Origin of the sequence: Curvibacter sp. APW13 (assembly GCF_032337135.1) — a bacterium.
Classification (GTDB): Bacteria; Pseudomonadota; Gammaproteobacteria; order Burkholderiales; family Burkholderiaceae_C; genus Allorhodoferax.
This window is the reverse complement of sequence record NZ_JAVXZZ010000001.1, coordinates 276,180-301,396: the sequence shown is the minus strand read 5'-3', so window position 1 is coordinate 301,396 and position 25,217 is coordinate 276,180. Positions and strand designations below refer to the sequence as shown.

General features: G+C 62.6%; 25 protein-coding genes and 1 pseudogene. 13 read left to right on the top strand and 13 right to left on the bottom strand.

All coding sequences use genetic code 11. The features are described 5' to 3' along the window. Position 1 precedes the first annotated feature (1 nt). From clsB to RQP54_RS01320, 3 genes are all read left to right on the top strand, one after another. Positions 2-1,222, top strand: a complete 1,221-nt coding sequence (gene clsB, locus RQP54_RS01330; RefSeq protein ID WP_315676368.1) for a cardiolipin synthase ClsB — start codon at positions 2-4, stop codon at positions 1,220-1,222. A 79-nt stretch (positions 1,223-1,301) separates the two neighbouring features. Then, positions 1,302-2,027: a GTP cyclohydrolase I gene (gene folE / locus RQP54_RS01325; protein WP_409997536.1), complete on the top strand. Its 726-nt coding sequence runs from the start codon at positions 1,302-1,304 to the stop codon at positions 2,025-2,027. 3 nt (positions 2,028-2,030) lie between these two features. Then, a complete protein-coding gene (locus RQP54_RS01320) occupies positions 2,031-2,453 on the top strand; it encodes a BLUF domain-containing protein (protein ID WP_315676366.1) in 423 nt (140 codons plus the stop codon). A gap of 23 nt (positions 2,454-2,476) precedes the next feature. On the opposite strand, the gene RQP54_RS01315 is transcribed toward RQP54_RS01320, so the two are convergent. From RQP54_RS01315 to gpmA, 4 genes are all read right to left on the bottom strand, one after another. Continuing rightward, positions 2,477-3,313 (bottom strand): MinD/ParA family protein, encoded by an 837-nt coding sequence (locus tag RQP54_RS01315; RefSeq protein ID WP_315676365.1) that lies wholly within the window; start codon positions 3,311-3,313, stop codon positions 2,477-2,479. Beyond that, positions 3,313-4,110 carry a GGDEF domain-containing protein gene (locus RQP54_RS01310; protein WP_315676364.1) on the bottom strand — a complete coding sequence of 266 codons (798 nt, stop codon included), beginning with the start codon at positions 4,108-4,110 and terminating at the stop codon, positions 3,313-3,315. The genes RQP54_RS01315 and RQP54_RS01310 overlap by 1 nt, the downstream gene beginning before the upstream one ends. 117 nt (positions 4,111-4,227) lie before the next feature. Then, complete coding sequence (locus RQP54_RS01305) at positions 4,228-5,661, bottom strand: S41 family peptidase (protein ID WP_315676363.1); 1,434 nt, start codon at positions 5,659-5,661, stop codon at positions 4,228-4,230. 84 nt (positions 5,662-5,745) lie between these two features. Further along, a complete protein-coding gene (gene gpmA, locus RQP54_RS01300; protein WP_315676362.1) occupies positions 5,746-6,489 on the bottom strand; it encodes a 2,3-diphosphoglycerate-dependent phosphoglycerate mutase in 744 nt (247 codons plus the stop codon). A gap of 112 nt (positions 6,490-6,601) precedes the next feature. On the opposite strand from gpmA, the gene RQP54_RS01295 reads away from it, so the two are divergent. The 4 genes from RQP54_RS01295 to RQP54_RS01280 all read left to right on the top strand — a co-directional run bounded on the left by RQP54_RS01295 (position 6,602) and on the right by RQP54_RS01280 (position 8,897). After that, positions 6,602-7,009, top strand: a complete 408-nt coding sequence (locus RQP54_RS01295; RefSeq protein ID WP_315676361.1) for a rhodanese-like domain-containing protein — start codon at positions 6,602-6,604, stop codon at positions 7,007-7,009. A gap of 19 nt (positions 7,010-7,028) precedes the next feature. Next, entirely contained in the window at positions 7,029-7,289 is a 261-nt protein-coding gene (gene grxC / locus RQP54_RS01290; RefSeq protein ID WP_315676360.1) for a glutaredoxin 3, read from the top strand. A 74-nt stretch (positions 7,290-7,363) separates the two neighbouring features. Further along, a complete protein-coding gene (gene secB, locus RQP54_RS01285; protein WP_315676359.1) occupies positions 7,364-7,819 on the top strand; it encodes a protein-export chaperone SecB in 456 nt (151 codons plus the stop codon). A gap of 46 nt (positions 7,820-7,865) precedes the next feature. Next, positions 7,866-8,897: an NAD(P)H-dependent glycerol-3-phosphate dehydrogenase gene (locus RQP54_RS01280; protein WP_315676358.1), complete on the top strand. Its 1,032-nt coding sequence runs from the start codon at positions 7,866-7,868 to the stop codon at positions 8,895-8,897. Positions 8,898-8,962: 65 nt separating this feature from the next. Here the strand turns inward: RQP54_RS01280 and cphA (RQP54_RS01275) are convergent, their stop codons facing one another. Then, positions 8,963-11,536, bottom strand: a complete 2,574-nt coding sequence (gene cphA, locus RQP54_RS01275) for a cyanophycin synthetase (protein ID WP_315676357.1) — start codon at positions 11,534-11,536, stop codon at positions 8,963-8,965. 7 nt (positions 11,537-11,543) lie between these two features. Next, on the bottom strand, positions 11,544-13,718 hold the full coding sequence (gene cphA, locus RQP54_RS01270; RefSeq protein WP_315676356.1) for a cyanophycin synthetase: 2,175 nt from the start codon (positions 13,716-13,718) through the stop codon (positions 11,544-11,546). 181 nt (positions 13,719-13,899) lie between these two features. On the opposite strand from cphA (RQP54_RS01270), the gene RQP54_RS01265 reads away from it, so the two are divergent. Then, a complete protein-coding gene (locus RQP54_RS01265; RefSeq protein ID WP_315676355.1) occupies positions 13,900-16,173 on the top strand; it encodes an ABC transporter ATP-binding protein in 2,274 nt (757 codons plus the stop codon). After that, positions 16,170-16,679, top strand: coding sequence for a DUF1854 domain-containing protein (locus tag RQP54_RS01260; RefSeq protein WP_315676354.1), 510 nt, complete (start codon positions 16,170-16,172; stop codon positions 16,677-16,679). Before RQP54_RS01265 ends, RQP54_RS01260 begins: the two co-directional genes overlap by 4 nt. A 59-nt stretch (positions 16,680-16,738) precedes the next feature. On the opposite strand, the gene panC is transcribed toward RQP54_RS01260, so the two are convergent. From panC to RQP54_RS01240, 4 genes are all read right to left on the bottom strand, one after another. Further along, positions 16,739-17,575: a pantoate--beta-alanine ligase gene (panC, locus tag RQP54_RS01255; RefSeq protein WP_315676353.1), complete on the bottom strand. Its 837-nt coding sequence runs from the start codon at positions 17,573-17,575 to the stop codon at positions 16,739-16,741. A 114-nt stretch (positions 17,576-17,689) separates the two neighbouring features. Continuing rightward, the gene (panB, locus tag RQP54_RS01250) at positions 17,690-18,580 is read right to left on the bottom strand and encodes a 3-methyl-2-oxobutanoate hydroxymethyltransferase (RefSeq protein ID WP_315676352.1); all 891 of its coding nucleotides are present in this window, start codon (positions 18,578-18,580) and stop codon (positions 17,690-17,692) included. Between the two features lie 76 nt (positions 18,581-18,656). Further along, positions 18,657-19,514: a ScpA family protein gene (locus RQP54_RS01245; RefSeq protein WP_315676351.1), complete on the bottom strand. Its 858-nt coding sequence runs from the start codon at positions 19,512-19,514 to the stop codon at positions 18,657-18,659. Between the two features lie 57 nt (positions 19,515-19,571). Then, positions 19,572-19,775 (bottom strand): DUF3460 family protein, encoded by a 204-nt coding sequence (locus tag RQP54_RS01240; protein WP_315676350.1) that lies wholly within the window; start codon positions 19,773-19,775, stop codon positions 19,572-19,574. Between the two features lie 147 nt (positions 19,776-19,922). Between RQP54_RS01240 and RQP54_RS01235 the strand changes: the two genes are divergently transcribed. The 4 genes from RQP54_RS01235 to RQP54_RS01220 all read left to right on the top strand — a co-directional run bounded on the left by RQP54_RS01235 (position 19,923) and on the right by RQP54_RS01220 (position 22,838). Further along, positions 19,923-20,183 (top strand): hypothetical protein, encoded by a 261-nt coding sequence (locus RQP54_RS01235; protein WP_315676349.1) that lies wholly within the window; start codon positions 19,923-19,925, stop codon positions 20,181-20,183. 43 nt (positions 20,184-20,226) lie between these two features. Further along, positions 20,227-21,096, top strand: a complete 870-nt coding sequence (gene nadC, locus RQP54_RS01230) for a carboxylating nicotinate-nucleotide diphosphorylase (protein WP_315676348.1) — start codon at positions 20,227-20,229, stop codon at positions 21,094-21,096. Next, positions 21,096-22,193: a quinolinate synthase NadA gene (gene nadA / locus RQP54_RS01225; RefSeq protein WP_315676347.1), complete on the top strand. Its 1,098-nt coding sequence runs from the start codon at positions 21,096-21,098 to the stop codon at positions 22,191-22,193. Before nadC ends, nadA begins: the two co-directional genes overlap by 1 nt. Before the next feature lie 183 nt (positions 22,194-22,376). Beyond that, positions 22,377-22,838 (top strand): hypothetical protein, encoded by a 462-nt coding sequence (locus tag RQP54_RS01220; RefSeq protein ID WP_315676346.1) that lies wholly within the window; start codon positions 22,377-22,379, stop codon positions 22,836-22,838. A 726-nt stretch (positions 22,839-23,564) separates the two neighbouring features. On the opposite strand, the pseudogene RQP54_RS01215 reads toward RQP54_RS01220, so the two are convergent. The 3 genes and pseudogenes from RQP54_RS01215 to panD form a co-directional block, all read right to left on the bottom strand. Beyond that, a pseudogene (locus RQP54_RS01215) lies at positions 23,565-23,717 on the bottom strand (aspartate 1-decarboxylase); the annotation flags it as partial. Between the two features lie 58 nt (positions 23,718-23,775). After that, the gene (locus RQP54_RS01210) at positions 23,776-24,798 is read right to left on the bottom strand and encodes a hypothetical protein (RefSeq protein ID WP_315676345.1); all 1,023 of its coding nucleotides are present in this window, start codon (positions 24,796-24,798) and stop codon (positions 23,776-23,778) included. A 29-nt stretch (positions 24,799-24,827) separates the two neighbouring features. Then, positions 24,828-25,211: an aspartate 1-decarboxylase gene (panD, locus tag RQP54_RS01205; RefSeq protein WP_315676344.1), complete on the bottom strand. Its 384-nt coding sequence runs from the start codon at positions 25,209-25,211 to the stop codon at positions 24,828-24,830. Positions 25,212-25,217 lie beyond the last annotated feature (6 nt).

Here is a 25,217-nt window from a genome sequence, read left to right as displayed (position 1 = left end):
CATGGGCAGTTCCGCCATCCAATCCCACCGCATCCGCCTGCTGACGGGCGGGCAGGCGTACTTTGATGCGCTGGTGCAGGCGATTGATGCGAGCTACCGCGAAGTGTTGCTGGAGACCTACATCCTCCACGTGGAAGGGGCGGTGGTCGCCGTGGTGGATGCCTTGCTGCGCGCTGCACGTCGTGGAGTGGTGGTTCGCCTGGTAGTGGATGGAGCGGGTACGCCCACCCTGCCGGACCATTGGGTCCAGGCGATGGCCCTGGCCGGTGTGCAGTGGCATCGTTTCCTGCCTCTGCAGGGTTTGCAGGTCATGGTTCCCAGGCGCTGGCGACGGCTGCACCGCAAACTGTGCGTCATTGATGGGCGCTTGCTGTTCTGTGGGGGGATCAATCTGTTGGACGACCATATCGACCTCAACCACGGACCACAGGAAGTTGCACGACTCGATTTTGCGGTCTGCGTGTCGGGTGAGATGGTTGGACAGGCGCAGCGCCTGATGGCTGGGTTCTGGGCACGCCTGCTGGCGCAGCATCAGTTTGAAGAGCGGCAGTACCGTGCTGCGGGTGCCAGCTTGGTCAGCAGCAGTGCGAAGCAATGGCCGACCCATATCGATGTCTCCGACTGGTCCGATGGCACGGCAGTCGAGGTGGCGAAGGCCGGACTGATCCTTCGTGACAATGTTCGCAACCGCCTGCGCATCGAAAGGGCCTACCGCCGCGCCATCACGCAGGCTCGGTCCGAGATACTGATTGCCAACGCGTATTTCCTGCCAGGTCGCGCCTTGCGGCAGGCCCTGGTGCAGGCGGCACGACGTGGGGTGCGGGTGCGCCTGGTGCTGCAGGGACGCTACGAATACTTTCTGCAATACCACGCGACTCGTGCCGTGTATGGTAAGCTATTGTTGGCGGGGATCGAGATCTGGGAGTACCAGGCGGGGTTCCTGCATGCAAAGGTGGCGGTGGTGGATGGACACTGGAGCACTGTGGGTTCTTCCAATCTGGACCCGCTGAGCCTGCTGCTCGCCCGTGAGGCCAATGTGGTGGTGGACGATGCCCAATTCGCCGCTACGCTTCGTTCACAATTGTTGGCGCGCGTACACGGCCATACACGCCAACTGGATCCCGCCGTCTTCGCCCGGCGTCCCCTGAAGCAGCGCTTTTTCGATGCACTGGCGTATGCCGTAGCCCGTCTCTCCGTGTTCCTTCTGGGGAAGCGCTACTGAATTGATAGCTGTCTACACCCTGTTTTCTGGGGTGAAGGGCGAATAACCCTGTTGGCGAAAGGCTGGTACGATGCCAGCCATGTTAATGCAGACGCAACCGACCATGAAGGCATCCGACGCAGACGAGGGGACCCCAGTTTCCGTGAAGATTCGCGAACGGATTCGAGCCGCCCGCAAACGCTTCAACGCCAATGACAACATTGCCCAGTTCATCGAGCCGGGTGAACTGGAGCAACTGCTCGATGAAGTCGAGCAGAAGATGAAGGGCGTGCTCGACAGCCTGGTGATCGACACCGAGAACGACCACAACACCGATGACACTGCCCGTCGTGTGGCCAAGATGTACGTGAACGAAGTGTTTCGTGGCCGCTATGTGCAGGGGCCCAGCATTACCGAATTTCCCAACGTCGGGCACCTCAACGAGTTGATGATCGTCGGTCCGATCACCGTGCGCAGTGCCTGCAGCCACCATTTCTGCCCGGTCATCGGCAAGATCTGGATCGGTGTGATGCCCAACGAGCACACCAACGTGATCGGTCTGTCCAAGTACGCGCGCCTTGCCGAGTGGATCATGGGCCGCCCGCAGATCCAGGAAGAGGCCGTGGTACAGCTGGCCGACCTGATCCAGGAAAAGACCCAGCCGGATGGGCTGGCGATCGTCATGGAAGCCAGTCACTACTGCATGGCGTGGCGCGGTGTGAAGGACATGGACAGCAAGATGATCAACTCGGTCATGCGCGGTGTGTTCCTGAAGGATTCGACGCTGCGGCGCGAGTTTTTGTCCCTGATTCCGCGGAAGGCCTGAGCCATGCTGGTTCGCTTGTTGTACGCCAGTCGCGCCGTGGACCCCAGTGAGGTGGCCATCGAGTCGATTCTGTCCCAGTCCCGCCAATTCAACCCGACCTGCGGGATCACCGGCATACTCTGCTATGGGGGTGGCATCTTCCTGCAAGCCATAGAGGGCGGGCGTTCGGCGGTCAATGAGTTGTACAGCCATATCGTGCGCGACCGCAGGCACAAGGACGTGGTCCTGCTGCACTACGAGGAAATCATGGAGCGGCGTTTTGGCGGATGGACCATGGGCCAGGTAAACACCAGCCGCATCAACGCCAGCATTCTCCTCAAGTATGCGGAAAAGCCAGAACTGGATCCGTATTCCGTATCTGGTGCAGTGTCACTGGCGCTGATGGAAGAACTCATGGCCACCGCGTCCATCATCGGTCGGGCTTGAGGGCCCTTGCGGGGCAAGAGCAATCAGGCTGCGCTCTTGGCGGCCACCATTTCTTCGACTTTGCCTGCGAGCTGGCCAATCGCCAGTGCAGCTGGGCAGCCAGGGGCAGCAGCGAGCAGCAACTGGCGCCGCATGACCGCTTGGCGGACCGATACATCGACCGGAATATCCCCCATGTGCTGGAGCTTGACAGAGCGTCCCGGCTCGACCGTGACAAAGCGGTCCAGCACCTGCTGCAATTGGGTGGTGATGGCCCGTCCATCTCCCAGGCGTGCCGCCTGATTGATGACCATTCGAATGGTGTAGCGCTTTTGCTGACCAGCCAGCACCTTGATGGTGGCATAGGCATCGGTCAGGGAAGTGGGCTCGGGGGTGGCTACCACCAGCACTTCCGACGCCAGTGATACGGCAAACAGCACCACATCCGAGATCCCCGCGCCGGTGTCCAGAATGACCACATCGTAGTGCGGCACCAAACCTTCCATGATCCGCAGGAAATCGTCGCGCACCTCGGTCGTCAGGCGCGAGTATTCGACCATGCCGGAGCCGGCCAAGAGCACTGAAAAACCACCTGGTGCGCGGATGATTGCTTCTTCCAGCTTGGCCTTGCCGGTGAAGACGTCGTGCAGGGTGGTCTTGGGGTACAGATTGAGTACCACATCCAGGTTGGCCAGACCCAGGTCGGCGTCAAGTACGAGTACCCGCTGTCCACGTTTTGCCAAAGCCGCGGCCAGATTGGCAGAAACGAAGGTCTTGCCCACACCGCCTTTGCCGCTGGTGACTGCAATGACCTTGCCCAGCGGCTTGAGCGGGAGCTTTTCTTCCAACGAAGCGGTGGGGGTGTTGGTGGTTTCGGTCATCAATTCACCCTGTGCAAGGATTCATCCACGGCATCCGACGTTTCGGCTGTGGAATTGGCGTCTGGCCAGACGGGGTCGCCCAACGAAAGGTGGCCAAACAGGAGGTTCTTTTCCTCGGCACTGACATAGATTTCCTGTTGGTGGTCCAGGCACACACGGTTGCGCCCCTGGGCCTTGGCTTGGTACAGCTGAATGTCCGCGCGTTCGGTCCACAGCGAAGCGGTGGAGCGCACCCACTCCGGTGCAAAGGCGCCACCGATACTGATGGTGACGCGCAGGTTCTGGTGCGGTGCCACGGAAATCTCCAGCGCCTCCACACAGGCGCGGATGCGCTCGGCCACGAGAGCGCCATAGGCGCCATGGCAGTTGGGCAGGATGATGGCGAATTCCTCGCCACCAAAGCGGGCCACGGTGTCCATCGGACGTACACATCCCGTCAGAGCCTCACCCACGGTGCGCAACACCTGGTCACCAGCCTGGTGACCGTAGTTGTCGTTGACTTTCTTGAAATGGTCGATGTCGAGGATCAGCAGCAAGGCCGATTCACCCGAACGCGCCACCATTTCGATGGTGCGTTCCTGCACCGCCTGGAAGTGGCGGCGATTGGCCAGTCCCGTCAGCGGATCGCGGGAAGATAGCTCGCACAGCCCGTCGATGACTGCCTGCAGATAGGCCGTGGCCGTCACGCTGTCGGGCGAAGGGAGTTTCGGCGATTGGCTATGCGACAGCAACGCACGCGCATCGTCCAGCTGCAGGGCTTGCAGCGAAACGGGGGATGCGGGGCTGGAAGCGTCCAAGGTGCGTTTCGGTCAAGTTCGGTGATGCAAGTCTAGCAGTTCAGCGCCAGTTCAAATGGCGAAAAACACTGGTGAATGCGCGCTTTAACGTGGATGCATCGACGGTGGGGTACGTGCTCAGTTGTCCTTGACCTCGGGCTTGCGCTCCGTCAGCGTCTTGCTCACCAGTACCTCGCGTCCTTTAAGCTTGTTCAGGGCCTGGATCAGCGGGAAGTCCTTGTCGGAACCGAATTCGGGCAGGCGGCGTTCCGATTCTGGCTTGCGCGCTTCTTCCTCCAGGCGCTTGAGGGCCTGTTCGCGGGCGCGCTCCCGCTCGGGGTCTTTCTTTTCCTCGCCCTGGCCACTCTGCAAGTGCTTGTCCAAGTCGGCTTCGCGCATCCGCAGCACGGCGTAGGGACTACCCTCTTCGGTGTCGTCCACCATCAGGTCGGGGACGATGCCCTTGGCCTGGATAGAACGCCCCGAAGGCGTGTAATAGCGCGATGTCGTGATCTTCAGGCCGGTATCGGGGCCGAGTGGTCGGAAGGTCTGCACTGATCCCTTGCCGAAGGTCTGGCTTCCCATGATGGTCGCACGCTGGTGATCCTGCAGGGCGCCCGCCACGATTTCGCTGGCCGAAGCAGAGCCTTCATTGACCAGGACGACCAGCGGGATTTTCTTCAGTGCGGCGGGCAGGGCCTTGATCGGGTCGGCTCCACGGCCTGCATAGTCCTTGGGGTTGGCCTTGAACACTTGCTTGCTGTCGGGGGTCTGCCCATTGGTGGAGACCACGGTGACGTTGTCGGGCAGGAAACTGGCCGAAATCGCAACCGCTGCGGTAAGCAGACCGCCCGGATCGTTGCGCAAGTCCAGCACAATGCCCTTGAGCTTGGGGTCCTGCTTGTACAGCTCATCGATTTTCTTGGCGAAGTCCTCGACCGTCCGCTCCTGGAACTGGCTGATGCGCAGCCAGGCGTAGCCGGGCTCAATCATCTTGGCACGGACCGACTGCTGCTTGATCTCTTCGCGGACGATGGTGACGGTGAACGTGCGGTTCTCGTCCTTGCGGAAGATGGTCAGCAGCACTTTGGTGGCGGGCTCGCCACGCATGCGCTTGACGGCTTCGTTCAGGGTCAGGCCCTTGACCGCCGTGTCATCGATGCGGGTGATCAGGTCGTTGGGCTTGAGTCCGGCACGGAACGCGGGTGAACCTTCGATCGGAGAGACCACTTTCACGAGGCCCTCTTCCTGCGTGATCTCGATGCCCACACCGACGAATTTGCCGGAAGTGCCTTCACGGAATTCCTTGAAGGCCTTCTTGTCGAAATACTGGGAATGGGGGTCCAGGCTTGCCACCATGCCGGAGATGGCATCGGTGATCAGTTTCTTCTCATCGACCGGCTCGACGTAGTCGGACTTGATCAGGTTGAACACGGCAGCCAGTTGCTGCAGTTCTTCCAACGGCAGCGGGTCGAGCGTGTTGCGCGCCACCGTTTGCAGTGAAACGGTGGTCAACGCGCCAGCGAGGGCGCCCAGTGCAATCCAGCCGGTGATTTTCAGTTTGTGGCCCATAGGTATTCCTGTGCGGTGCACTATACACGGCGCTGCGATTCGGTCGGCACTGTGGGCTGCAAATTCCCGCAGCACCGACGGGACTCAGGCCTTGCCTTGGGTTGCGACGGCGGCAGCGGCCTTGGCCGCAGCTTCGGCGTCACCCAGATAGTAGTGGCGGATCGGCTTGAGCTGGGCGTCGAGTTCGTACACCAACGGGATGCCATTGGGGATGTTCAGTCCAACGATGTCGTTGTCCGAGATGTTGTCGAGGTATTTGACCAGCGCGCGGATGGAGTTGCCATGGGCAGCGATCACCACGCGCTTGCCGGACTGGATTGCAGGCGCGATTTCTTCATTCCAGTAAGGCAGGACGCGCGCCACCGTGTCCTTCAAGCATTCGGTCAGGGGCACCTGTTCCGCCGGTAGACCGGCATAGCGCAGATCCTGGCGCTGTCCACGCGGGTCATTGGCGTCCAGCGCGGGGGGCGGGGTGTCGTAGCTGCGGCGCCAGATGAGCACCTGCTCGTCGCCGTACTGCTTGGCCATGTCGGCCTTGTTCAGACCCTGCAGGCCGCCGTAATGGCGCTCGTTGAGGCGCCAGTGTTTGACCACCGGCAACCAGGTGCGGTCCATTTCGTCCAGGCAGTAGTTCAGCGTGTGGATGGCGCGCTTGAGCACCGAGGTGTAGGCCACGTCGAATTCATAGCCCTCGGCCTTGAGCAACTTGCCCGCGGACATGGCCTGTGAAATGCCGGTGGGCGTGAGTTCCACATCGGTCCAGCCGGTGAAGCGGTTTTCGAGGTTCCAGGTGGATTCGCCGTGGCGGATGAGAACGAGTTTGTGCATGGTCACAGGAGGGCTAGGGTTGCTTGGAGGGGCCGCAGGGGTCCCAAAGCTGCGCATTTTAAAATGCTGCTATTGCGCCCGTCGGGTCGCAGCCCACAAAGGAAACGAAAAAGTGAAATTTTTGCTCGATAACTGGATGCTCGTCACCATCGCCATCCTGTCCGCTGCCATGCTGATGTTGCCGGTGGTGCAGGGGGCTGCGACTGCGGGGCTGGATCCGCAAAGCGCCGTGATGCTGATGAACCGCGAAAAGGCGGTGGTGGTCGATGTCTGCGAGCCTGCCGAATTTGCGGCGGGCCACATCGGCGGCGCGAAGAACATTCCCCTGGGGGAGCTTGAATCCAAACTGGCGGGAGCGGTCAAGAACAAGAACGTGCCCTTGATCCTGGTGTGCCAGTCGGGGGCCCGGTCCGGGCGCGCCGTCGCAGTGGCCAAGAAACTCGGCTACGAGAATGCCCAATCGCTCGGTGGTGGCCTGAAGGCTTGGGCGGCGGCGAACCTGCCCACCGAAAAAGCCTGACGGATACAGGAGCATCGCCATGCAAACCGTGAAGATGTACACCACTGCCGTGTGCCCCTATTGCATTCAAGCCAAGCGCATCCTGCAGTCCAAGGGGGTCGCGACGATCCAGGAAGTGCGGGTCGACAGCCAGCCCGAAGAGCGCATCAAGATGATGGAACTGACGGGGCGACGGACGGTACCCCAAATCTTCATCGGCGAAACCCATGTGGGCGGTTGCGACGATCTCATGGCGCTGGATGCCCGTGGTGGCTTGATGCCTTTGCTGCAATCGGCCTGACATAATGCGGGGCTTGCGCCGCCTGGCGCAGAAGCCGCCGCAAGGGCGGCCTTTGATTGTTCAGAAAGAAACTGATGGCAGACCAAGACCCCGTATTCCAGATCCAGCGCGTGTACCTCAAGGAGGCTTCGCTGGAGCAGCCCAATTCTCCCGCGATCCTGCTGGAGCAAGAGACTCCTTCCGTGGACATCCAGTTGGCCGTGGGCGCCGCGCCCGTGGCGGATGGTGTGTTCGAGGTTGCCGTCACTGCCACCGTGCAGACCAAGATCCAGGACAAGACCGTGTTCCTGGTCGAAGCCAAGCAAGCCGGCATTTTTGAGATCCGCAACCTGCCCGAAGACCAGATGGGTCCGATCATGGGCATCGCTTGCCCGCAGATCGTCTACCCCTACCTGCGTGGCAACGTGGCGGACCTGATCCAGCGCGCCGGCTTCCCTCCCGTGCACCTGGCCGAAATCAACTTCCAGGCCATGTACGAGCAGCAGCAGGTCGAAACCGCCGGCGCCCCCAGCGGGACCTTGCCGCAGTAATCAGAGAAATATGCATCTAGCCCGCGTGAATATTGCGTAGGCAGCTATGAAAATAGTAGTAATTGGCGCAGGTGCCTGGGGCACGGCGCTGGCTGTTTCGGCCAGCAGCCAACCCCACCATGCCCATGCGGTGACCTTGTGGGCCCGTGACAGCGAGCAGGCTGCTGCCATGCAGACCGCTCGCCGCAACGCGCGCTACCTGCCGGATATCGTGCTGCCCGAAAGCCTGCAACTCTCGGGTGGTGACGAAGCGCTTGCCGCCCTTATACAGGGCAGTGAACTGTTGGTCATCGCCACCCCCATGGCGGGCTTGCGTGGCGCATTGGAGCGGGTGCGCAATGCAGCAGTGCCCGTGGTCTGGTTGTGCAAGGGGTTTGAATCGTCGCAAGCGGGCGCCTTGGGGTTGCTGGGCCATGAAGTCCAGCACGCGGTGGCGCCCAATTTGCGGTGTGGTGTGCTCAGCGGGCCAAGCTTTGCGTTGGAGGTGGCCCGGGCACAGCCCACGGCGTTGGTGGCTGCCAGCGCCCATGCCGATGTGCGTCAGGCCATGGTTCAGGCCTTTCACAGCCCCAGTCTGCGTGTCTACGCCAACGACGATGTCGTGGGTGTGGAGGTCGGCGGTGCCGTGAAGAATGTGCTCGCTGTCGCCACCGGACTGTGCGATGGCCTGACCTTGGGGCTGAATGCGCGCGCGGCGCTCGTCACACGCGGCTTGGCGGAAATGACCCGATTGGGACTTGCGCTGGGCGCGCGGCTGGAAACGTTCATGGGCCTGGGCGGTCTGGGGGATCTGGTGCTCACCGCCACCGGGGATCTGTCGCGTAATCGCCGCGTGGGTCTGGCCCTGGCCGCTGGCCAAACCTTGCAACAGGCCACCGATGCCCTGGGACATGTGGCAGAGGGCGTCTACAGTGCGCGTACGGTCGCGCATCGGGCTGCCAGCCTCGGGGTGGACATGCCTATTACCCAGGCGGTGGTGGATTTGCTCGATGGTCGAATTACCCCGGCGCAAGCCGTTGCCCGATTGATGGCGCGCGACCCCGCGCAAGAGGCCAGCACGCCCTCCGACCTCGGCTGAGTACGTGGTCCAGCAGCCTCCCGGTGGGGCGGGTGCGCCGCCGAGAGTCTGCTGGCGTCAGGGTTTCAGGCTGCCGCAGCCACCTTGGCGCTGATATGGCGCAGCGCTTCTTCCACCTGGTCTACCAGGATCAGGCACAGCTCGCCCGGTTGCAGCTTGTCCATGGCGGTGTCGATGGCCAGGAACTCGCCACGGATCTCGCATTGGCTGACCGTCTTCTTGGCGTTCGCCAATCCTTCGCGCAGCAGGGCCAGCACTTCACCGTCCTTGCGGCCGCGCTGGCAGGCATCCTCGAACATCACCACCTCTTCGAACGCGTCGCCCAGAATTTCGGTCTGCTGCCGGATGTCCTGGTCACGCCGGTCACCCGCGCCGCTGATGACCACGCTGCGCCGCGTGGCCGGCATCTGCTGCACGGCCCGTACCAGGGCCAGCATGGCGTCCGGGTTATGCCCGTAGTCGGCAATCACCGTAGCACCGCGGTAGTTGAACAGGTTGAAGCGTCCCTGGGCGTTGTCGTTGTCGTTGGAGAAGTTGCGCAGCGCCGCGCAAATGCCTTCCCAGGGCAGATTCAGCGCCCAGGCAGCAGCCACCGAGGCCAGGACGTTTTCCACCTGGAAGCCGACGGTTCCGTTCATCGTGACCGGTACTTCGGACAAGGGCAGGGAGAGCAGCGACTCGCCCCTGGCCGCAATCAGGTGGCCCGCATCGGTGTAGACCACGGCATTGCCCTTGGCACGGTGGGTGGCGATGATCGGGTTGTGCTTGTCCTGCGCGAAGAAGATGACCTTGCCCTTGCACTTGGCAGCCATCGCCGCCACGATCGGATCCGCGGCGTTGAGCACGGCGGTCCCCTGGGTGCCGACGTTCATCACGATCACGCGCTTGAGCACAGCGAGCTCGTCCACGGTGGTGATGTAGTTGAGGCCCAGGTGGTCGCCGCTGCCCACGTTGGTGACCACGGCAACGTCGCAGCGGTCGAAGGCCAGGCCTTCCCGCAGGATGCCGCCGCGGGCAGTTTCGAGCACCGCTGCATCCACGTCCGGATGGTGCAGAACACTCTTGGCGCTCTTGGGGCCGCTGCAGTCGCCGGTGTCGATGCAGTCGCCACCCACATAGACGCCGTCCGTATTGGTCATGCCCACGCACTTGCCTTGCTGGGCGAGGATGTGGGAGATGAGCCGTACCGTGGTGGTCTTGCCGTTGGTGCCCGTGACGGCGACGATGGGAATGCGACCATCCTCACCATCCTTGAACATGGCAGAGATGATGGCTTCACCGACGGCACGCCCTTTGCCGAACGAGGGCGATAGGTGCATGCGCAGGCCCGGAGCGGCATTGACTTCCACGATGCCGCCACCCTGGTCTTCGATCGGGTGCAGGATGCTGTCGCATACCAGGTCCACGCCGCAGATGTCGAGGCCCACCATCTGGGCTGCCGCCACGGCACGCGCAGCCACTTCGGGGTGCACGTCGTCCGTGACATCGGTCGCGGAGCCACCGGTAGACAGGTTGGCGTTGTTGCGCAGGTTCACCGGCTTGCCCTTGGGAGGCACCGACTCGGCGGTGTAACCCTGCGAGGCCAGGCAGGAGCGCGCAATGTCGTCAAAGCGGATCTTGGTCAGTGAGGTGGCATGGCCGGTTCCGCGGCGCGGGTCCTTGTTGACCTCTTCCACCAGTTGCGCAATGGTGTGTTCGCCGTCGCCGACCACGCGCGGCGGATCGCGTCGGGCTGCTGCGACCAGGCGATCGCCGACGACCAGCAGTCGGAAATCGTTGCCCGGCATGTAGCGCTCGACCATGACATCGTCACGGAAACCCGCCGCCACGGTGTAAGCCCGCTCCAGCTGTTCGCGTGTGGTGATGTTCACAGTGACGCCCTTGCCCTGGTTGCCATCCTGCGGCTTGACGACGACGGGCAGGCCGATTTCCTGGGCCGCTGCCCAGGCATCTTCCACGTCCTTCACGCCGCGGCCCTGGGGCACGGGAACACCGGCTGCCGCCAGCAGTTTCTTGGTCAGCTCCTTGTCCTGTGCAATGCTCTCGGCAATGGCACTGGTGACATCCATTTCTGCTGCCTGGATGCGGCGCTGCTTGCTGCCCCAACCCAGGCGCACCATGCTGCCTTCGGTCATGCGGCTGATCGGGATGCCGCGGGCCACTGCGGCATCGGCAATGGAGCCGGTGCTGGGGCCCAGGCGAACGTCCTCGTCGAGTTCGCGCAACTGTTCGAGCGCTGCAGTCAGGTCGAAGGGGCTGTCGTCCCAGGCGGCCTGGCACAACTGCTGGGCCAGCTCCATGGCCTGCCGTCCCACGTCTTCTTCGGAATACTCGAATACCACCTGGAATACCTGGGGTTCCAGCGTCGGCATGGTGCAGCTGAACGTGACCGGGCAGCCTGCCTGGGCCTGCAGGCCCAATGCGGCCATCTCGAGCACGCGGGCCATCGGGATGGCGTCGTCGTGCCCCGTGGGCTGCAGCGGCCCCATGGCCGGAAAGCGTGCCCGCAGCCGCGCTTCGAAGCCTGCCACGAGGTTGATGTTGCACTCCTGCACGGTACAAGACACCACCGATTGGATGGCGGTGTGGTGGCTCCACAGGTTGGGGCCGCGCAGGGCGCGGATGCGAGAGACTTCCATGGCGTGCTCAGTAGGGGGTTTTCTTGGGGTTGGATTCGAAGGTGCGCAGTCCGGCTGCAATCAATTCGACCGGGATCTGCAGCGCCCATGCAGCGGCCACGGCGGCCATCACCATTTCGGGCAATGCCGCCTTGGCCGGCTTCAGGTCCGCCAGCGGCAGCAGGGCCAGTTCTTCCGCTCCATTGGCCAGGACGATGGCCTGGTCGCGCAGGAAGACAATGCGCCCGCCATTGGCACGGTGCGTGGCCAGTACCGATTGGTTTTCATCGAGTCCGTAGTAGATCACCTGCCCATCACACAGCGCGGCCAGGTCCACCACCTGGGGTTCGGCTGCGTTGAGCACGGCGGTACCGGTCGGCAGCACCACGTCCACCTGGGTGCGGGCCACCTTGAAGGCCTGCTCGTCGTCCAGGATGTCGAAGCGGCGCAAGTCCTCAGTCCAGCCAATGTCGGTGACGATGCCGACGTCGCACTTGTCGTAGGCCAGCCCTTCGCCCAGGATGGTCGCGTTGGGGTTCTCGAACACGGCTGCCTCGACCGAGCGGTTGATCAGGATGCGCTGTCCGGCTTCGAACGTGGCGCAATTGCGGGCGTCTACACGGCGGCTGTCGAGGAACAGGCCCTCGGCGCAGGCCAGTCCCACCTGCTTGCCGCTGATGTGGATCAACCAGGCCAGCAAGCGTGCCATGCGCGCTGTATTCTGGCTTCCGTTGATACCCACCACAGGGATACGTCCGGTCTTTTCAGCCGTGAACAGGTGGTCGATGATGGCCTTGCCCACGGGCTGCCCCGCACCATTGACCGGCTTGATGTGGGCCAGCAGGCCCGGGCTGGCATTCACCTCAATGACGGCGCCGCGCTGGCTGCGCATGGGTTTGGAGGCATCCTCCAGCACCATGTCGACGCCGGCGATGTCCAGGCCGACAACACGCGCTGCCAGGGCAGCGGCGGCAGCCACTGTGGGGTGCACGGTGTCGGTGATGTCGACGGCGACATTGCCGTTGCGCTGGATCAGTACCTTCTGGCCGGCGGCCGGGATGGAATCAGGTGTCAGGCCTGCGCGTTCGAGGTCGAGCAGGATTTCCGGGCTTTCTGCTGGCTTGATCAGGCCCAGTGGAAACTCCTCCGTCTCTCCGCGGCGCGGATCGGTGTTGAGTTGCTGGTCCACCAAGGCAGTGACGGTTGATTTCCCGTCGCCGACTACCCAGGCGGTTTCCCCTTTGGCAGCGGCAACGACGTGTCTGCCCACTACCAGCAAGCGGTGTTCATTGCCGGGAATGAACTCTTCGACGATGACGCTGCCGCTGCCCTGTTCATGGGCTACCTCGTAGGCGGTGCGGACGCTGGCTTCATCGCGAAGATCCAGCGAGACACCGCGGCCATGGTTGCCGTCCAGCGGCTTGATGGCTACGGGCAGGCCCACATCCTGTGCTGCAGCCCAGGCCGCGTCGGCGCTGCGCACCAGTTCGCCATGGGGGATGGGTACACCACAGGCTTTCAGCAAGGCCTTGGTCATGTCCTTGTCGCTGGCAATCTCTTCGGCAATCGCGCTGGTCTGGTCGGTTTCCGCGGTCCAGATGCGGCGTTGGGCAGTTCCGTAGCCCAGTTGCACGAGGTTGCCGTCGGTCAGGCGGATGTGGGGAATACGCCGGTCGGTCGCGGCATCGACGATGTGCTGGGTGGACGGGCCCAGGCAGCGCCGGTCCACCAGGTCACGCAGTTCGGCGATGCGGCCCGCCGCATCGAAGGGGGTGTCATTGATGGCGGCCAAGACCAGTTCGACGGCAGACTGCAGGGCGGCACGGCCAACGCTCTCTTCCCGGGTACGGAAAGCCACCTTGTAGACGCCGCGCTGCGACGTCTGGCGCGCCTTGCCGAAACCGGTGCGCATGCCGGCCTGGGTCTGCAGTTCCAGTGTGACGTGTTCCACGATGTGGGCCGCCCAGGTGCCCTCCTGCAGGCGCTGCAGAAAGCCGCCGCGCACGCCGGGGCTGCAGCGGTGCTCCACCAGGCCGGGCAGCCAGGCGGTGAGCCGTTCATAGAACCCGGGCAGGGTGTTGGAAGGGTGGTCTTCCAGTTCGCCGATGTCCAGCCAGGCCTCGATCACGGGGCGGTAGGTCCAGATGTTGGGGCCGCGCAGGTGGGTTACCCGCAGGATTTGGATGTTTTTTGGGGGCGTCATGGATTGCAAGGGGAAACTGTCCACCGTATAGGCATATTCTGCGTTAAGTATTTTCGTCGAACTCGGTGCCGCTTGGAAAAGAGTCGATCCGCCCGTCGAAATCCCGGTTGGCGTCCGGGGCGGTGTGCATGCCGTGGCGATTGGCCGTAAACGTAAAATTCAACAAAAACCTGCGCTTTCAATGACACAAGAATTACCCAACGCCGTCACTTCCGTGCCGGAAGTGCCCGCTGCCTGGGCACCGAGCCTGCGCCAGCAACTGTCCTCCGATGAAAACGTCGTGGCCTTGCTGGAGGTTGACCTGGATGCGCAGTTGCACTTCGTGCCCGGGCTGCTGGTGCTGACCACGGCGCGGCTGTTGGCCTGCGATAGACCCGAGGGGGCGTGGCGCCAGTGGCCGCTGCAGGCGGGACAGGCGCTGCAGCACCATGACCATGCCGGGGTCGGCCATGTGGCGCTGGTCGACAGGCAGGGGCGACTGGCCCATTGGCGCTTCACGCTGGGCCAGAACCTGCAGGCGATTCGTTTGGTGGACCAGTTCCGTTCGGTGCTGGACAGTGTGGCGCATGGCAAGCCGCTGGTGCCGGCACTGCGCAACGTCTGCCCCAGCTGCAAGGCGCCACTGGACTCCGAGGACGAGGAATGCCCGATCTGCGCCAAGGTGGAGCACACCCCGCCTTCGACCGGCACCTTGTTCCGTCTGTGGCGCTTTGCCAAGCCCTACAAGGGGCAACTGCTGCTGGGCTTCATCCTCATGCTGTTGGGTACCGCTGCCAGCCAGGTGCCCCCTTACCTGACCGTGCCACTGGTGGACGAGGTGCTGATCCCGTTCCAGAGTGGCAAGACCATACCCACCTCCACGGTGGCGCTGTACCTCGGGGGCTTGCTAGGCTCGGCCCTGCTGGCCTGGGTTCTGAGCTGGGGCAAGACCTATGTGCTGGCGCTGGCTTCGGAACGCATCGCGGCCGATCTGCGCACCACCACCTACGAACACCTGCTCAAGCTGTCGCTGGAGTACTTCGGCGGCAAGCGCACCGGGGATCTGCTGTCGCGCATCGGCTCGGAGAGCGACCGCATTGCGGTCTACCTGTCGCTGCACCTGACGGACTTCGCCAGCGACGTCATCATGATCATGATGACCGCCGTGGTGCTGTTTTCCATGGACCCGCTGCTGGCCATGATCACCCTGGTGCCGCTGCCCTTCATCGGCTGGATGATCCACTTCGTGCGCTACCGCTTGCGCACCGGTTTCGAGAAGATTGACCGCGTCTGGGGTGAGGTGACCAATGTGCTGTCGGACACCATTCCGGGCATCCGCGTGGTGAAGGCCTTTGCCCAGGAGCAGCGCGAGGCCGCGCGATTCCGTGAAGCCAACCGCCACAACCTGCAGGTGAACGACCGCATCAACAAGATCTGGTCGCTGTTCTCGCCCAGCGTGTCCCTGTTCACCGAGATCGGCCTGCTGGTGGTTTGGGGCTTTGGCATCTGGCAGATTTCGCGCGGGCAGATCACCGTGGGCATGCTGCTGGCAGCCATTGCCTACATCAGCCGCTTCTACGGACGGCTCGATTCCATGAGCCGCATCGTTTCCGTCACGCACAAGTCGGCATCGGCGGCCAAGCGCATCTTCGACATCCTGGACCATGTCTCCAGCGTGCCCGAGCCGGTCAAGCCGGTGCCGCTGGACACGGTGAAGGGTGCCATCGAAGTGCGGGAAGTGGGCTTCCGCTATGGCAACCGCCAGGTCAACCGGGGCATCAGCCTGAAGATTGCCCCCGGCGAAATGATCGGTCTGGTGGGCCACAGTGGTTCGGGCAAGAGCACCCTGGTCAACCTGATCTGCCGTTTCTACGACGTCAGTGAAGGCGCCATCCTGGTTGACGGGGTGGACATCCGTTCCTACGCCGTGGCGGACTTCCGCCGCAACATCGGTCTGGTACTGCAGGAACCCTTCCTGTTCTTCGGCACCATTGCCGAGAACATTGCCTACGGCAAGCCGCATGCAACCCGCGAGGAGATCATTGCCGCAGCCCGTGCGGCCCATGCGCACGAGTTCATCCTGCGCCTGCCCCAGGGTTACGACTCGATGGTGGGGGAGCGGGGCCAGGGCTTGTCCGGCGGTGAGCGCCAGCGCATCTCCATTGCCCGCGCGCTGCTGATCGACCCGCGCATCCTGATCCTCGATGAAGCCACCTCGTCGGTGGACTCCGAGACCGAGAAGGAAATCCAGAAGGCGCTGGAAAACCTGGTGCAGGGGCGTACCACCATTGCTATCGCCCACCGGCTGTCCACCCTCCACCGCGCCGACCGCCTGGTGGTGCTGGACCGCGGCAAGGTGGTGGAAGAGGGGCCGCACGACGAGCTCATGGCCCGCCAGGGGGCCTACTACCAGCTGTACCAGGCGCAGGCGCGCAATGCAGAAGGCGCTGAAACCTCCGCCAAGGAGTCCGAATGAATACCGCTCCGTTATCTTCCGCTCAGTCCTCTACCGCAACGCCGGACTGGCGCCTGCAGCGTGACCCGTTTGGCAAGCTGATCCTGCAATTGGCCGATGGCTCGGTGCACGAGGGTGTGGTGCCGGTCCGGGCCTTTCCGATCCAGTCGCCCGAGGTCGGTATCGGCCTGGTGGCTACCGACGGCAAGGAAATGGCCTGGGTGGAGGCGTTGGCCGATGTGCCCGAGCCCGCGCAGAGCCTGATCCGCGAAGAGCTGGCCGGGCGCGAGTTCATGCCGGTGATCGAGCGCATCGAGTCCGTCACGAGCTTTTCCACCCCCTGTACCTGGACGGTGCAGACCGACCGCGGGTCAACCCAGTTCGTGCTGCGGGGGGATGAGGACATCCGCCGTCTGGGCACCGAGGGCACGCTCTTGATTGCCGATTCGCACAGCATCCAGTACCTGGTGCGCGACCTGTACGCACTCGATGCGCATAGCAAGCGCATTCTTGACCGGTTCATGTAGTTGCTACGAAATTCGTAGCTGCTTACGCACTATATGTGCGGGCTAGAGCCTGAATTGGCTCAAATTTCCATGTTGTCGATGAGGCGCGTGGCGCCCAGCCGTGCGGCGGCGAGCACCACCTTGGCGTCACCTGCCTGTGGCGGCTGCAGGTCGGCCTGGCGGCGGATCGCCACATAGTCGGGCCGCCAGCCCTGGTGGCTCAGGCTCTGCATGGCCTGGTTCTCCAGCCGCGCCAGAGCGACTGCATCCATGGTGGGGTTGGCACGCACGGCTTCCACGATGCCGCGCAAGGCCTGGCTCAACTGCAGGGCCTGGGTCCGTTCGGCGGCGCTCAGGTAGCCGTTGCGGCTGGACAGGGCCAGGCCGTCGTCGGCGCGCTGGGTCTCCCCGCCGATGATGTCGATGGGCATGGCGAACTGCTTGACCATGTTGCGGATCACCATGAGCTGCTGGTAGTCCTTCTTGCCGAACAGGGCTGTACGCGCCTGCGTCAGGGACAGCAGTTTCAGCACCACGGTGCAGACACCGATGAAGAAACCCGGGCGGAAGTGCCCTTCGAGAATGTCGGCCAGCTCGGTGGGTGGGTGCACCTTGAAGGTCTGGGGCTGCGGGTACATCTCGGTTTCCTTGGGCGCGAACACGAGGTCGCACCCGGCGGCTTCGAGCTGCTCACAGTCGGCGTCGAGGGTGCGCGGGTAGGTGTCGAAGTCCTCGTGCGGCGCAAACTGCAGCCGGTTCACGAAGATGGTCGAGATGGTCACATCGCCCAGCGGCTTGGCCTGGCGCACCAGCGCCAGGTGGCCTGCGTGCAGGTTGCCCATGGTGGGCACCACGGCAGGGTGGCGGTAGGCGCGCAATTCGTCGCGCAGCTCGGCGATGGTGTGGATTATTTTCATCGTAGTTCGGAGTAGGTCCCCATGTTCCGGGACACCGTGGAACCGGCTCGGCCGGGCCACTGGTGTCGCCCCCTGGAGGGGGAGGCGCCGCAGGCGCTTCGGGGGGGAGTCATTTCACCAGGCGTGGACGCTGTCCACGGGAAAGCTGCCGTCCTTCACGGCGGCCACATAGGCCTCGAAGGCGCCGCGGATGCTCGGTGCGTCTTCCATGAAGTTGCGGACAAACTTTGGGTTCTTGCCGAGGTTCAGCCCCAGCATGTCGTGCATCACCAGCACCTGCCCCGCGGTGCCCTTGCCGGCGCCGATACCGATCGTGGCGCAGTGGGTCAGCTCGTTGGTCAGTTCGGTGGCCAGGGGGGCGGGCACCATTTCCAGCACCAGCATGGAGGCACCGGCATCCTGCAGTGCGTGGGCCTGCTTCTTCATGTGCTCGGCCGCCTGGTCGCCACGCCCCTGCACCCGGTAGCCTCCGAGCGCGTGCACGGTCTGGGGTGTCAGGCCCAGATGGGCGCACACGGGAATGCCGCGTTCGACCAGGAAGTGCACCACCTCGGTGGTCCAGCCACCGCCTTCCAGCTTGACCATATGGGCACCAGCCTGCATCAGCACGCTGGCACTGCGCATGGCCTGTTCCTTGGATTCCTGGTAGCTGCCAAAGGGCAGGTCGCCGATGAGCCAGGCCGTGCCCTGGGCGCGGCGCAGGCCGCGGGCCACGATCTCGGTGTGGTAGCGCATGTCGTCCAGGGTCACGCCCACGGTGGTGTGCAGGCCCTGGCAGACCATGCCGAGCGAGTCACCGACCAGGATGCACTCGATGCCCGCGGCGTCGGCCACCGCGGCAAAGGTGGCGTCGTAGGCCGTGATCATGGTGATCTTCTCGCCGCGCGCACGCATCTCCAGGATGCGCGGCAGGCTGATGGGTTTGCGGCTGGGCAAGGGAGACGCCGGTGGCAGCGTGCCGTAGGGGGTGCCTGTGGCCTGGGTCGCACTGGTGCTTTGGGTCATGGTGGAGGGCTCCAACAAAAACGGGACCGAAGTGGGGGCGAATACTAACCGTAGAACGCTCGGTGGCCGAAAGACCCTATGCGGGCTGGTAGGCCAGGCGCACGTAGATCGGTGCGAAGGCCTCGGCCTGGGTGATCTCGATCAGAGTTTCCTTGCCCAGTTCCAGCAGGGCAATGAAGGTCACCACCAGTACCGGGACGCCCTGGCTGGGGTCGAACAGCTGCTCAAATTCGATGAACTTGCGCCCCTGCAGCTTCTTGAGCACCAGGCTCATGTGCTCTCGCACCGAAAGCTCTTCGCGCGTGATCTTGTGGTGCTGGACCAGCTTGGCGCGCTTGAGGATGTCGCGCCAGGCTTCCTGCAGGTCGACGATGTGCACGTCCGGAAAGCGCGGCTGCAGCGACTGTTCGATGTAGACCGACGCCTTGAGAAAGTCGCGGCCGTGCTGCGGCAGGGCATTGATGCGGGCTGCAGCCAGCTTCATCTGCTCGTATTCCATCAGGCGGCGCACCAGCTCGGCACGCGGGTCTTCGGCTTCCTCGCCGTCGGCCGTCTTCTTGGGCGGCAGCAGCATGCGCGACTTGATCTCGATCAGCATCGCCGCCATCAGCAGGTACTCGGCGGCCAGTTCCAGGTTGCGGCTGCGGATCTCGTCTACATAGGCCAGGTACTGCTTCGTCACCGCGACCATGGGGATGTCGAGGATGTTGAAGTTCTGCTTGCGGATCAGGTACAGCAGCAGGTCCAGCGGGCCTTCGAAGGCTTCGAGAAAGACTTCGAGCGCGTCCGGCGGTATGTACAGGTCCTGCGGCAGCGCGAATAGCGGCTCGCCGTACAGGCGCGCCAGCGCGACCTGGTCCACCACCTCGGGCGTGGCCGCAGTCAGCGCCTGCTCCGGCGTTGTGTCGGAGGCGCCGGATGGCGTGGCAATCATGAGTTGCTATGCAAAAAATAGCTGCCTACGCAGTAACTGCGCGGTCTAGAGGATATTTCAGTGCTCGTTCTGGTAGACGTAGGGCTTCTGCGCCACCCGGGCGGCCTGGTAGCCCGCCTGGGCTTCGCGGTCTACCTGCTTGTCCCACAGCAGGGCGCGGCCTTCGCGCTGGCCTTGTTCCAGCTGGGGCTTGGCGGCCTTGAGCTGGTCGATGAACTGGGTGGCGTCGGAGCGGTAGTCGGGGCGTCGGAACAAATGCATGGTGGGTACCTCTTGGGCTGCATTTTACCGTGCGCTGGCAGGAGACCGAGGGCCTGACGTGGCCATGGCATTGGCCCTACACTTGCGTCCTGGCTTCCGGGGCGCGCAACATGCCCCCGCGGGGCGTCATGACGTTGGAGGTTCAAGATGTTCTGGTGGCGTGTTCTTGCAGTGTGCGTGGGTCTTTCCCTGGGACCCTTGGTCGAGTGGTACTTTCCGCTGCTGGCGCAGGGGTTCGACACCTGGACCATTGCACGGGCCTCGGCCATCAGCATGGGGGGCTACCTGGTGGCCATCCTGGGCATGAACTGGCTGGAGCGCCGTCTGTACCCGGATGACTTCCGCGACAGCCGCTCGGAGACCGGCTACAGCCGCTTCCGCGCCACCGAGAGCCGCTTCTGGCCCTGATTGATCGTCGCCTTCACGGACGACACCGTTTTCGCAAGCTTGTATGACACAGAAAACATCGAATGACGCGCAATGGCTGGCCCAGGTCGAGCACGACGTGGACCGCGCCTTGCAGGAGGATGTCGGCGCGGGTGACCTGACTGCCGGACTGATTGACCCCGCACGCCGCGTACGCGCCCGCATCCTGGTGCGCGAAAGCGCCGTGCTGTGCGGCGTGCCCTGGGCTGAGGCCACGCTGCGCCGCCTGGACCCTACTGCCACCTGGGGCTGGTCGGTGGGCGAGGGTGCCCGTTGCGACGCCGACCAGGTGGTGCTGCAGATGGAGGGTAACGCCCGCGCGCTGCTGACGGCAGAACGCACCATGCTCAACTTCCTGCAACTGCTGAGCGCCGTGGCCACCAAGACGGCCGTGTTCGTGGATGCCGTGAACGGCGTGCCGGGCAACCGTGCCGCCATCGTGGACACCCGCAAGACCATTCCTGGGCTGCGCCTGGCACAGAAGTACGCTGTGCGCATGGGCGGCGGAACCAACCATCGCATTGGCCTGCATGACGCCGTCCTCATCAAGGAAAACCACATTGCCGCGGCCGGTGGCGTGACCGCCGTGTTGCGCAGTGCTGAACGTGTAGCCGCGGACGCCAAGTTCATCGAGATCGAAGTCGAAACCTTGGCCCAGTTGCGCGAGGCGCTCGACGCTGGAGCCCGCATGGTGCTGCTGGACAACATGAACCTGGCGCAGCTGCGCGAAGCCGTGGCCATCAACGCCGGCCGTGCCGTGCTCGAAGTGTCGGGTGGCGTGAACCTGGATACGGTGCGCGACATCGCGGCCACCGGGGTGGACCGCATTTCGATCGGGGCCCTCACCAAGGACGTGAAGGCCACCGATTTTTCCATGCGTTTCGAGGATCTGTGATGGCCGACGTGATTGATGTCGAATACGAACAGCCGGCCTGTTCCACCAAGCATGCCTGGGCCCGTGTGCCCGTGGAACCCAGCCCTACCGAGCGCGCTGCGCTCAAGGACAAGATCCGGCGCTTGCTGAAGGAAAAGAACGCGGTCATGGTGTCGCACTACTACGTGCACCCGGACCTGCAGGACCTGGCCGAGGAAACCGGCGGCTTGGTCAGCGACTCGCTGGAAATGGCCCGCTTCGGGCGCGACCACAGCGCCCAGACACTGGTGGTGTCGGGCGTGAAGTTCATGGGCGAGACCAGCAAGATCCTGTCGCCGCACAAGACCGTGCTGATGCCCGACCTGGACGCCACCTGCTCGCTTGACCTGGGCTGCCCGATCGACGAGTTCTCGGCTTTCTGCGATGCCCACCCCGACCGCACCGTGGTGGTGTATGCCAACACCAGCGCGGCCGTGAAGGCGCGCGCCGACTGGCTGGTGACTTCCAGCTGCGCGCTCGACATCGTGCGCGCGCAGAAAGATCAGGGCCACAAGATTTTGTGGGCGCCCGACAAGCACTTGGGCGGCTACATCCAGCGCGAAACCGGGGCCGACATGGTGTTCTGGGAAGGTTCGTGCATCGTGCACGACGAGTTCAAGGCCTTCGAGCTCGAAGCCCTGATTGCCGAGCATCCCCAAGCCAAGGTGCTGGTGCACCCCGAGTCGCCCAAGGACGTGGTGGCCCTGGCCCACGCAGTGGGCTCCACCAGTGCCATCCTCAAGGCGGCGCAGACCTTCGATGCCAAGGAGTTCATCGTGGCTACGGACAATGGCATGCTGCACAAGCTGCGCACGCTCAACCCCGGCAAGACCTTCATCGAAGCCCCCACGGCCGGCAATAGCGCCACCTGCAAGAGCTGCGCCCACTGCCCCTGGATGGCCATGAACGGCCTGGCGGCGGTAGCGCATGTGCTGGAACATGGCACGAACGAGGTGCATGTGGATGCGGCCCTGATCGACCGCGCACGGCTGCCGATTGACCGCATGCTGGCGTTCACGGCGGCGCTCAAGAGCGGGCAGGCGGCGGGATCGTTGGTGCCGAAGATTGGGGCGGCTTGAGCTTCAAGTCCTTTCGAATATTCGCAGCAGTAGCGCAGTTGGGTGCACCCGGTCAAATACCGAGAATTCGAGAGGATCGAAATAGTGGAGAAATTGAAAGGTTGGCTCGAAGCATTGCATCCACACAGGGAGAAGTTGCGGTACGCAGGACTTGTGTTCGCCTTGCTCTCAATACTTGTCCAAATGAGCCTCCAAGATTGGGAAGTATCGAGAGTACTCATTGGCACGGCAATTGCCATTGGTTTTTTCGTTTGTGCGGCGCTGTATTTCTATTACACGTTTTTCTATAAAGAGAGCCCCGACCCTGAGGCGCTTTTAGCGAGCCAATCTGAGGCGTCAGAAGCTTTTTGGAAGGAGGCCAGAAAGCGTCGACGCATTGCTCTTTTGATGTTCCCATGTTGGTTGATCGCAGGTCCATTTTTGGTTTGGGTCTATTCGGCAGTATTTTTTGCAGTAGACCCCTTGATTCCGATGATTGCTTCCTTGGCAACATACATGGTGTTTTTAATCTGGCTGGGGTCGCGTTTCACGTCAATGAGATGCTTTCATTGCGGTGAAAAGGCTTTTGACAATTTGTTGGTTTTCAAATTGCGTTGCCAACACTGTGGGGTGTCTTTCAAACGGACTGAGAAGTCCAATACATAGCGAGTGAGAAATTTGCGGTGCCCACCGTGCTAGTGTTCTGAATGAATGTATGGCTAGGTCGTTTTCAGCGGTGTACATAGTGCAAATATTTGATGTCGTGGCTTGGCGTTCGTGTGTCCATTGACCACATGCTGGCGTTCAAGGCGGCCCTCAAGAGTGGGCAGGTGGCCGGATCTTTGGTGCTGAAGAACGGGACGGTTTGACTGAGTTGCTGGGTGCCTGCGCGGCACTGACGTATCCGGTTACCGAAGGCGGGAGCCATGCGGCATTGCTTTAATTCGTAGAAATTTCCTTGCAGGCGGCTTCCACACTGTCCCCACTCACCCCCCGCCCTCTCGCCCCGCCGGGCGAGAGGGAGTTTGAACAGCCACATTTGGCCGCGTCTTCAAACGAAGGAAGTGCACGCGCCACTTGGCGTTGTGGCAGGCGAGTTTCAGCGCAAAAGTGGCCTGTAGCCCGCGTATTTATTGCGTAAGCAGCTGCCAATTACGTAGCGATTTCAAAACGGTTCCGCACAGCACGGCGGCCACGTGGCCGTCGCGCGTGCACTTCCCTCGTTTACCGCGACAGCCAAATGTGGCTGTTGGGCGCCCTCTCGCCCGGCGGGGCGAGAGGGCGGGGGGTGAGTGGGGGAATTGAGGAAGCCGCCTGCAAAGGCAAACTCTCCGAAACCAGGCAAAGCGACACGGTTCCCCGGTGAATGGAAGGAGCCAAGCTCCAAGCGGATCATTCCGCCATCTGCGTCGGCACCTTGTGCCGCAGCTCCACCTGCTGGTTCTTCTCGTTCACGAACACCAGCTGGGGTTCATGCTTGGCGACCTGGTCCTCGTGCACCTGGGCAAAGGCCGCGACGATGAGCAGGTCGCCGTTGCTGATGCGGTGTTCAGAGAAGGGCACAGTACAAGACCTGATTCCATTCTTCGTTCGGCGGTCGACGTCATGGTGGCGTATCCCTGTAGCGGTATCTGGTGGTTGTCTGTTCCATTCGTGTTATCGACGCGCTCTCCTTGCCGTTGCGCGCTGTTACAACGATACGTTTGCTAGTTTTCAGTACGTGCGGAATCAGTCCTTCGGACTCGGTGATCAGTTCTAGATCCTCCTCAAAGTCCAAGGACTCGATCATCTCCGGGATTGCCGTTTTGGTATTCGGACTCAGTTCTTTGAAAAGTGCCAACAGTACGCTTTGCAGTTCCTGTTGGTTGGGTCGTGTCTGTACTTCGATCCGTACACAGCGCCGGGCCTGGCCGCCCCGCGTACAGGGTGGCTCGTCCTTGATCTGTATGCTCGAATGTACAGTGACAGTTTGGCCGGAGAGGATTGGGAGTGAGTTCCTGAACTCCAAGTCGTAGGCTTCTCCTACCTCCATCGTGGCATCAGACCAACTGCCGACGGGTTGGTTCCATCGGGCGCGCGCCATGACATTCAGCTGTTCTTCGGACAGCAACTTGCCAAGAACCATTCTTGGATTCCGCTGGTCGGGTAAATCAGAGAATGTTTGTGCGAACTGCGTCAAAACGGCCGTTCGATAAGCGGCCGCGTCATCAATGTGAAGGAATTCGCCAGACGGACTGATGACAAATGGAGGTAGTACCAACTGCGCAAACTGTTCGATGGACTGTCGATCCGCGTCCTTAAGGGATGGCGGTAGCGATTCCATGTTGAAACGCATGTTGTCAAAGGACACCAGGACACTATTGGCGCGCTTGCTTGCCTTCATGTCGTAGAGCGTTGTCATCGTAACGGCCGGTCTTGGGGCGCTACCGAATTGCGTCCGGGTCACAGTGTGGGTGACCTCCGCGTGCAGACCGTCCGGCCAGGCGAAGGTTAGGGCGACTTGTGCCTGGGCCGATGAACAAAGGAGGCCTGCCGCCAAGGAAATCAGGACTGAGTAGGTAGCACGCATTGGGTGAAGATCAACCGAGTTTTTGAGAGTTTTCGTTGGCGGAAGAATCCAGAACATTGGCGAGTTATTCAGAGCTAGGCGCGGGGTCAAGGGGTCATCTGTGTCGGCACCTTGTGCCGCAGCTCCACCTGCTGGTTCTTCTCGTTCACAAACACCAGCTGGGGTTCATGCTTGGCGACCTGGTCCTCGTGCACCTGGGCAAAGGCCGCGATGATGAGCAGGTCGCCGTTGCTGGCGCGCCGGGCGGCCGAGCCGTTGACCGAGATCATGCCGCTGCCGCGCTCGCCCTTGATGGCGTAGGTGATGAAGCGTTCGCCGTTGTTGATGTTCCAGATGTGTACCTGCTCGTTCTCGCAGATGTTGGCGGCGTCGAGCAGGTCTTCGTCGATGGCGCAGGAGCCTTCGTAATGCAGCTCGCACTGGGTGACGGCGACGCGGTGGATCTTGGATTTGAGCAGGGTACGGAACATGGGCAA

Excerpts from the sequence above, each read along its gene's own strand:
- clsB (WP_315676368.1), top strand. The coding sequence starts at position 2 with ATGGGCAGTTCCGCCATCCAATCCCACCGCATCCGCCTGCTGACGGGC.
- folE (WP_409997536.1), top strand. The coding sequence starts at position 1,302 with ATGTTAATGCAGACGCAACCGACCATGAAGGCATCCGACGCAGACGAG.
- RQP54_RS01320 (WP_315676366.1), top strand. The coding sequence starts at position 2,031 with ATGCTGGTTCGCTTGTTGTACGCCAGTCGCGCCGTGGACCCCAGTGAG.
- RQP54_RS01315 (WP_315676365.1), bottom strand. The coding sequence starts at position 3,313 with ATGACCGAAACCACCAACACCCCCACCGCTTCGTTGGAAGAAAAGCTC.
- RQP54_RS01305 (WP_315676363.1), bottom strand. The coding sequence starts at position 5,661 with ATGGGCCACAAACTGAAAATCACCGGCTGGATTGCACTGGGCGCCCTC.
- gpmA (WP_315676362.1), bottom strand. The coding sequence starts at position 6,489 with ATGCACAAACTCGTTCTCATCCGCCACGGCGAATCCACCTGGAACCTC.
- grxC (WP_315676360.1), top strand. The coding sequence starts at position 7,029 with ATGCAAACCGTGAAGATGTACACCACTGCCGTGTGCCCCTATTGCATT.
- secB (WP_315676359.1), top strand. The coding sequence starts at position 7,364 with ATGGCAGACCAAGACCCCGTATTCCAGATCCAGCGCGTGTACCTCAAG.
- RQP54_RS01280 (WP_315676358.1), top strand. The coding sequence starts at position 7,866 with ATGAAAATAGTAGTAATTGGCGCAGGTGCCTGGGGCACGGCGCTGGCT.
- cphA (WP_315676357.1), bottom strand. The coding sequence starts at position 11,536 with ATGGAAGTCTCTCGCATCCGCGCCCTGCGCGGCCCCAACCTGTGGAGC.
- cphA (WP_315676356.1), bottom strand. The coding sequence starts at position 13,718 with ATGACGCCCCCAAAAAACATCCAAATCCTGCGGGTAACCCACCTGCGC.
- RQP54_RS01265 (WP_315676355.1), top strand. The coding sequence starts at position 13,900 with ATGACACAAGAATTACCCAACGCCGTCACTTCCGTGCCGGAAGTGCCC.
- RQP54_RS01260 (WP_315676354.1), top strand. The coding sequence starts at position 16,170 with ATGAATACCGCTCCGTTATCTTCCGCTCAGTCCTCTACCGCAACGCCG.
- panC (WP_315676353.1), bottom strand. The coding sequence starts at position 17,575 with ATGAAAATAATCCACACCATCGCCGAGCTGCGCGACGAATTGCGCGCC.
- panB (WP_315676352.1), bottom strand. The coding sequence starts at position 18,580 with ATGACCCAAAGCACCAGTGCGACCCAGGCCACAGGCACCCCCTACGGC.
- RQP54_RS01245 (WP_315676351.1), bottom strand. The coding sequence starts at position 19,514 with ATGATTGCCACGCCATCCGGCGCCTCCGACACAACGCCGGAGCAGGCG.
- RQP54_RS01240 (WP_315676350.1), bottom strand. The coding sequence starts at position 19,775 with ATGCATTTGTTCCGACGCCCCGACTACCGCTCCGACGCCACCCAGTTC.
- RQP54_RS01235 (WP_315676349.1), top strand. The coding sequence starts at position 19,923 with ATGTTCTGGTGGCGTGTTCTTGCAGTGTGCGTGGGTCTTTCCCTGGGA.
- nadC (WP_315676348.1), top strand. The coding sequence starts at position 20,227 with ATGACACAGAAAACATCGAATGACGCGCAATGGCTGGCCCAGGTCGAG.
- nadA (WP_315676347.1), top strand. The coding sequence starts at position 21,096 with ATGGCCGACGTGATTGATGTCGAATACGAACAGCCGGCCTGTTCCACC.
- RQP54_RS01220 (WP_315676346.1), top strand. The coding sequence starts at position 22,377 with ATGAGCCTCCAAGATTGGGAAGTATCGAGAGTACTCATTGGCACGGCA.
- RQP54_RS01210 (WP_315676345.1), bottom strand. The coding sequence starts at position 24,798 with ATGTTCTGGATTCTTCCGCCAACGAAAACTCTCAAAAACTCGGTTGAT.
- panD (WP_315676344.1), bottom strand. The coding sequence starts at position 25,211 with ATGTTCCGTACCCTGCTCAAATCCAAGATCCACCGCGTCGCCGTCACC.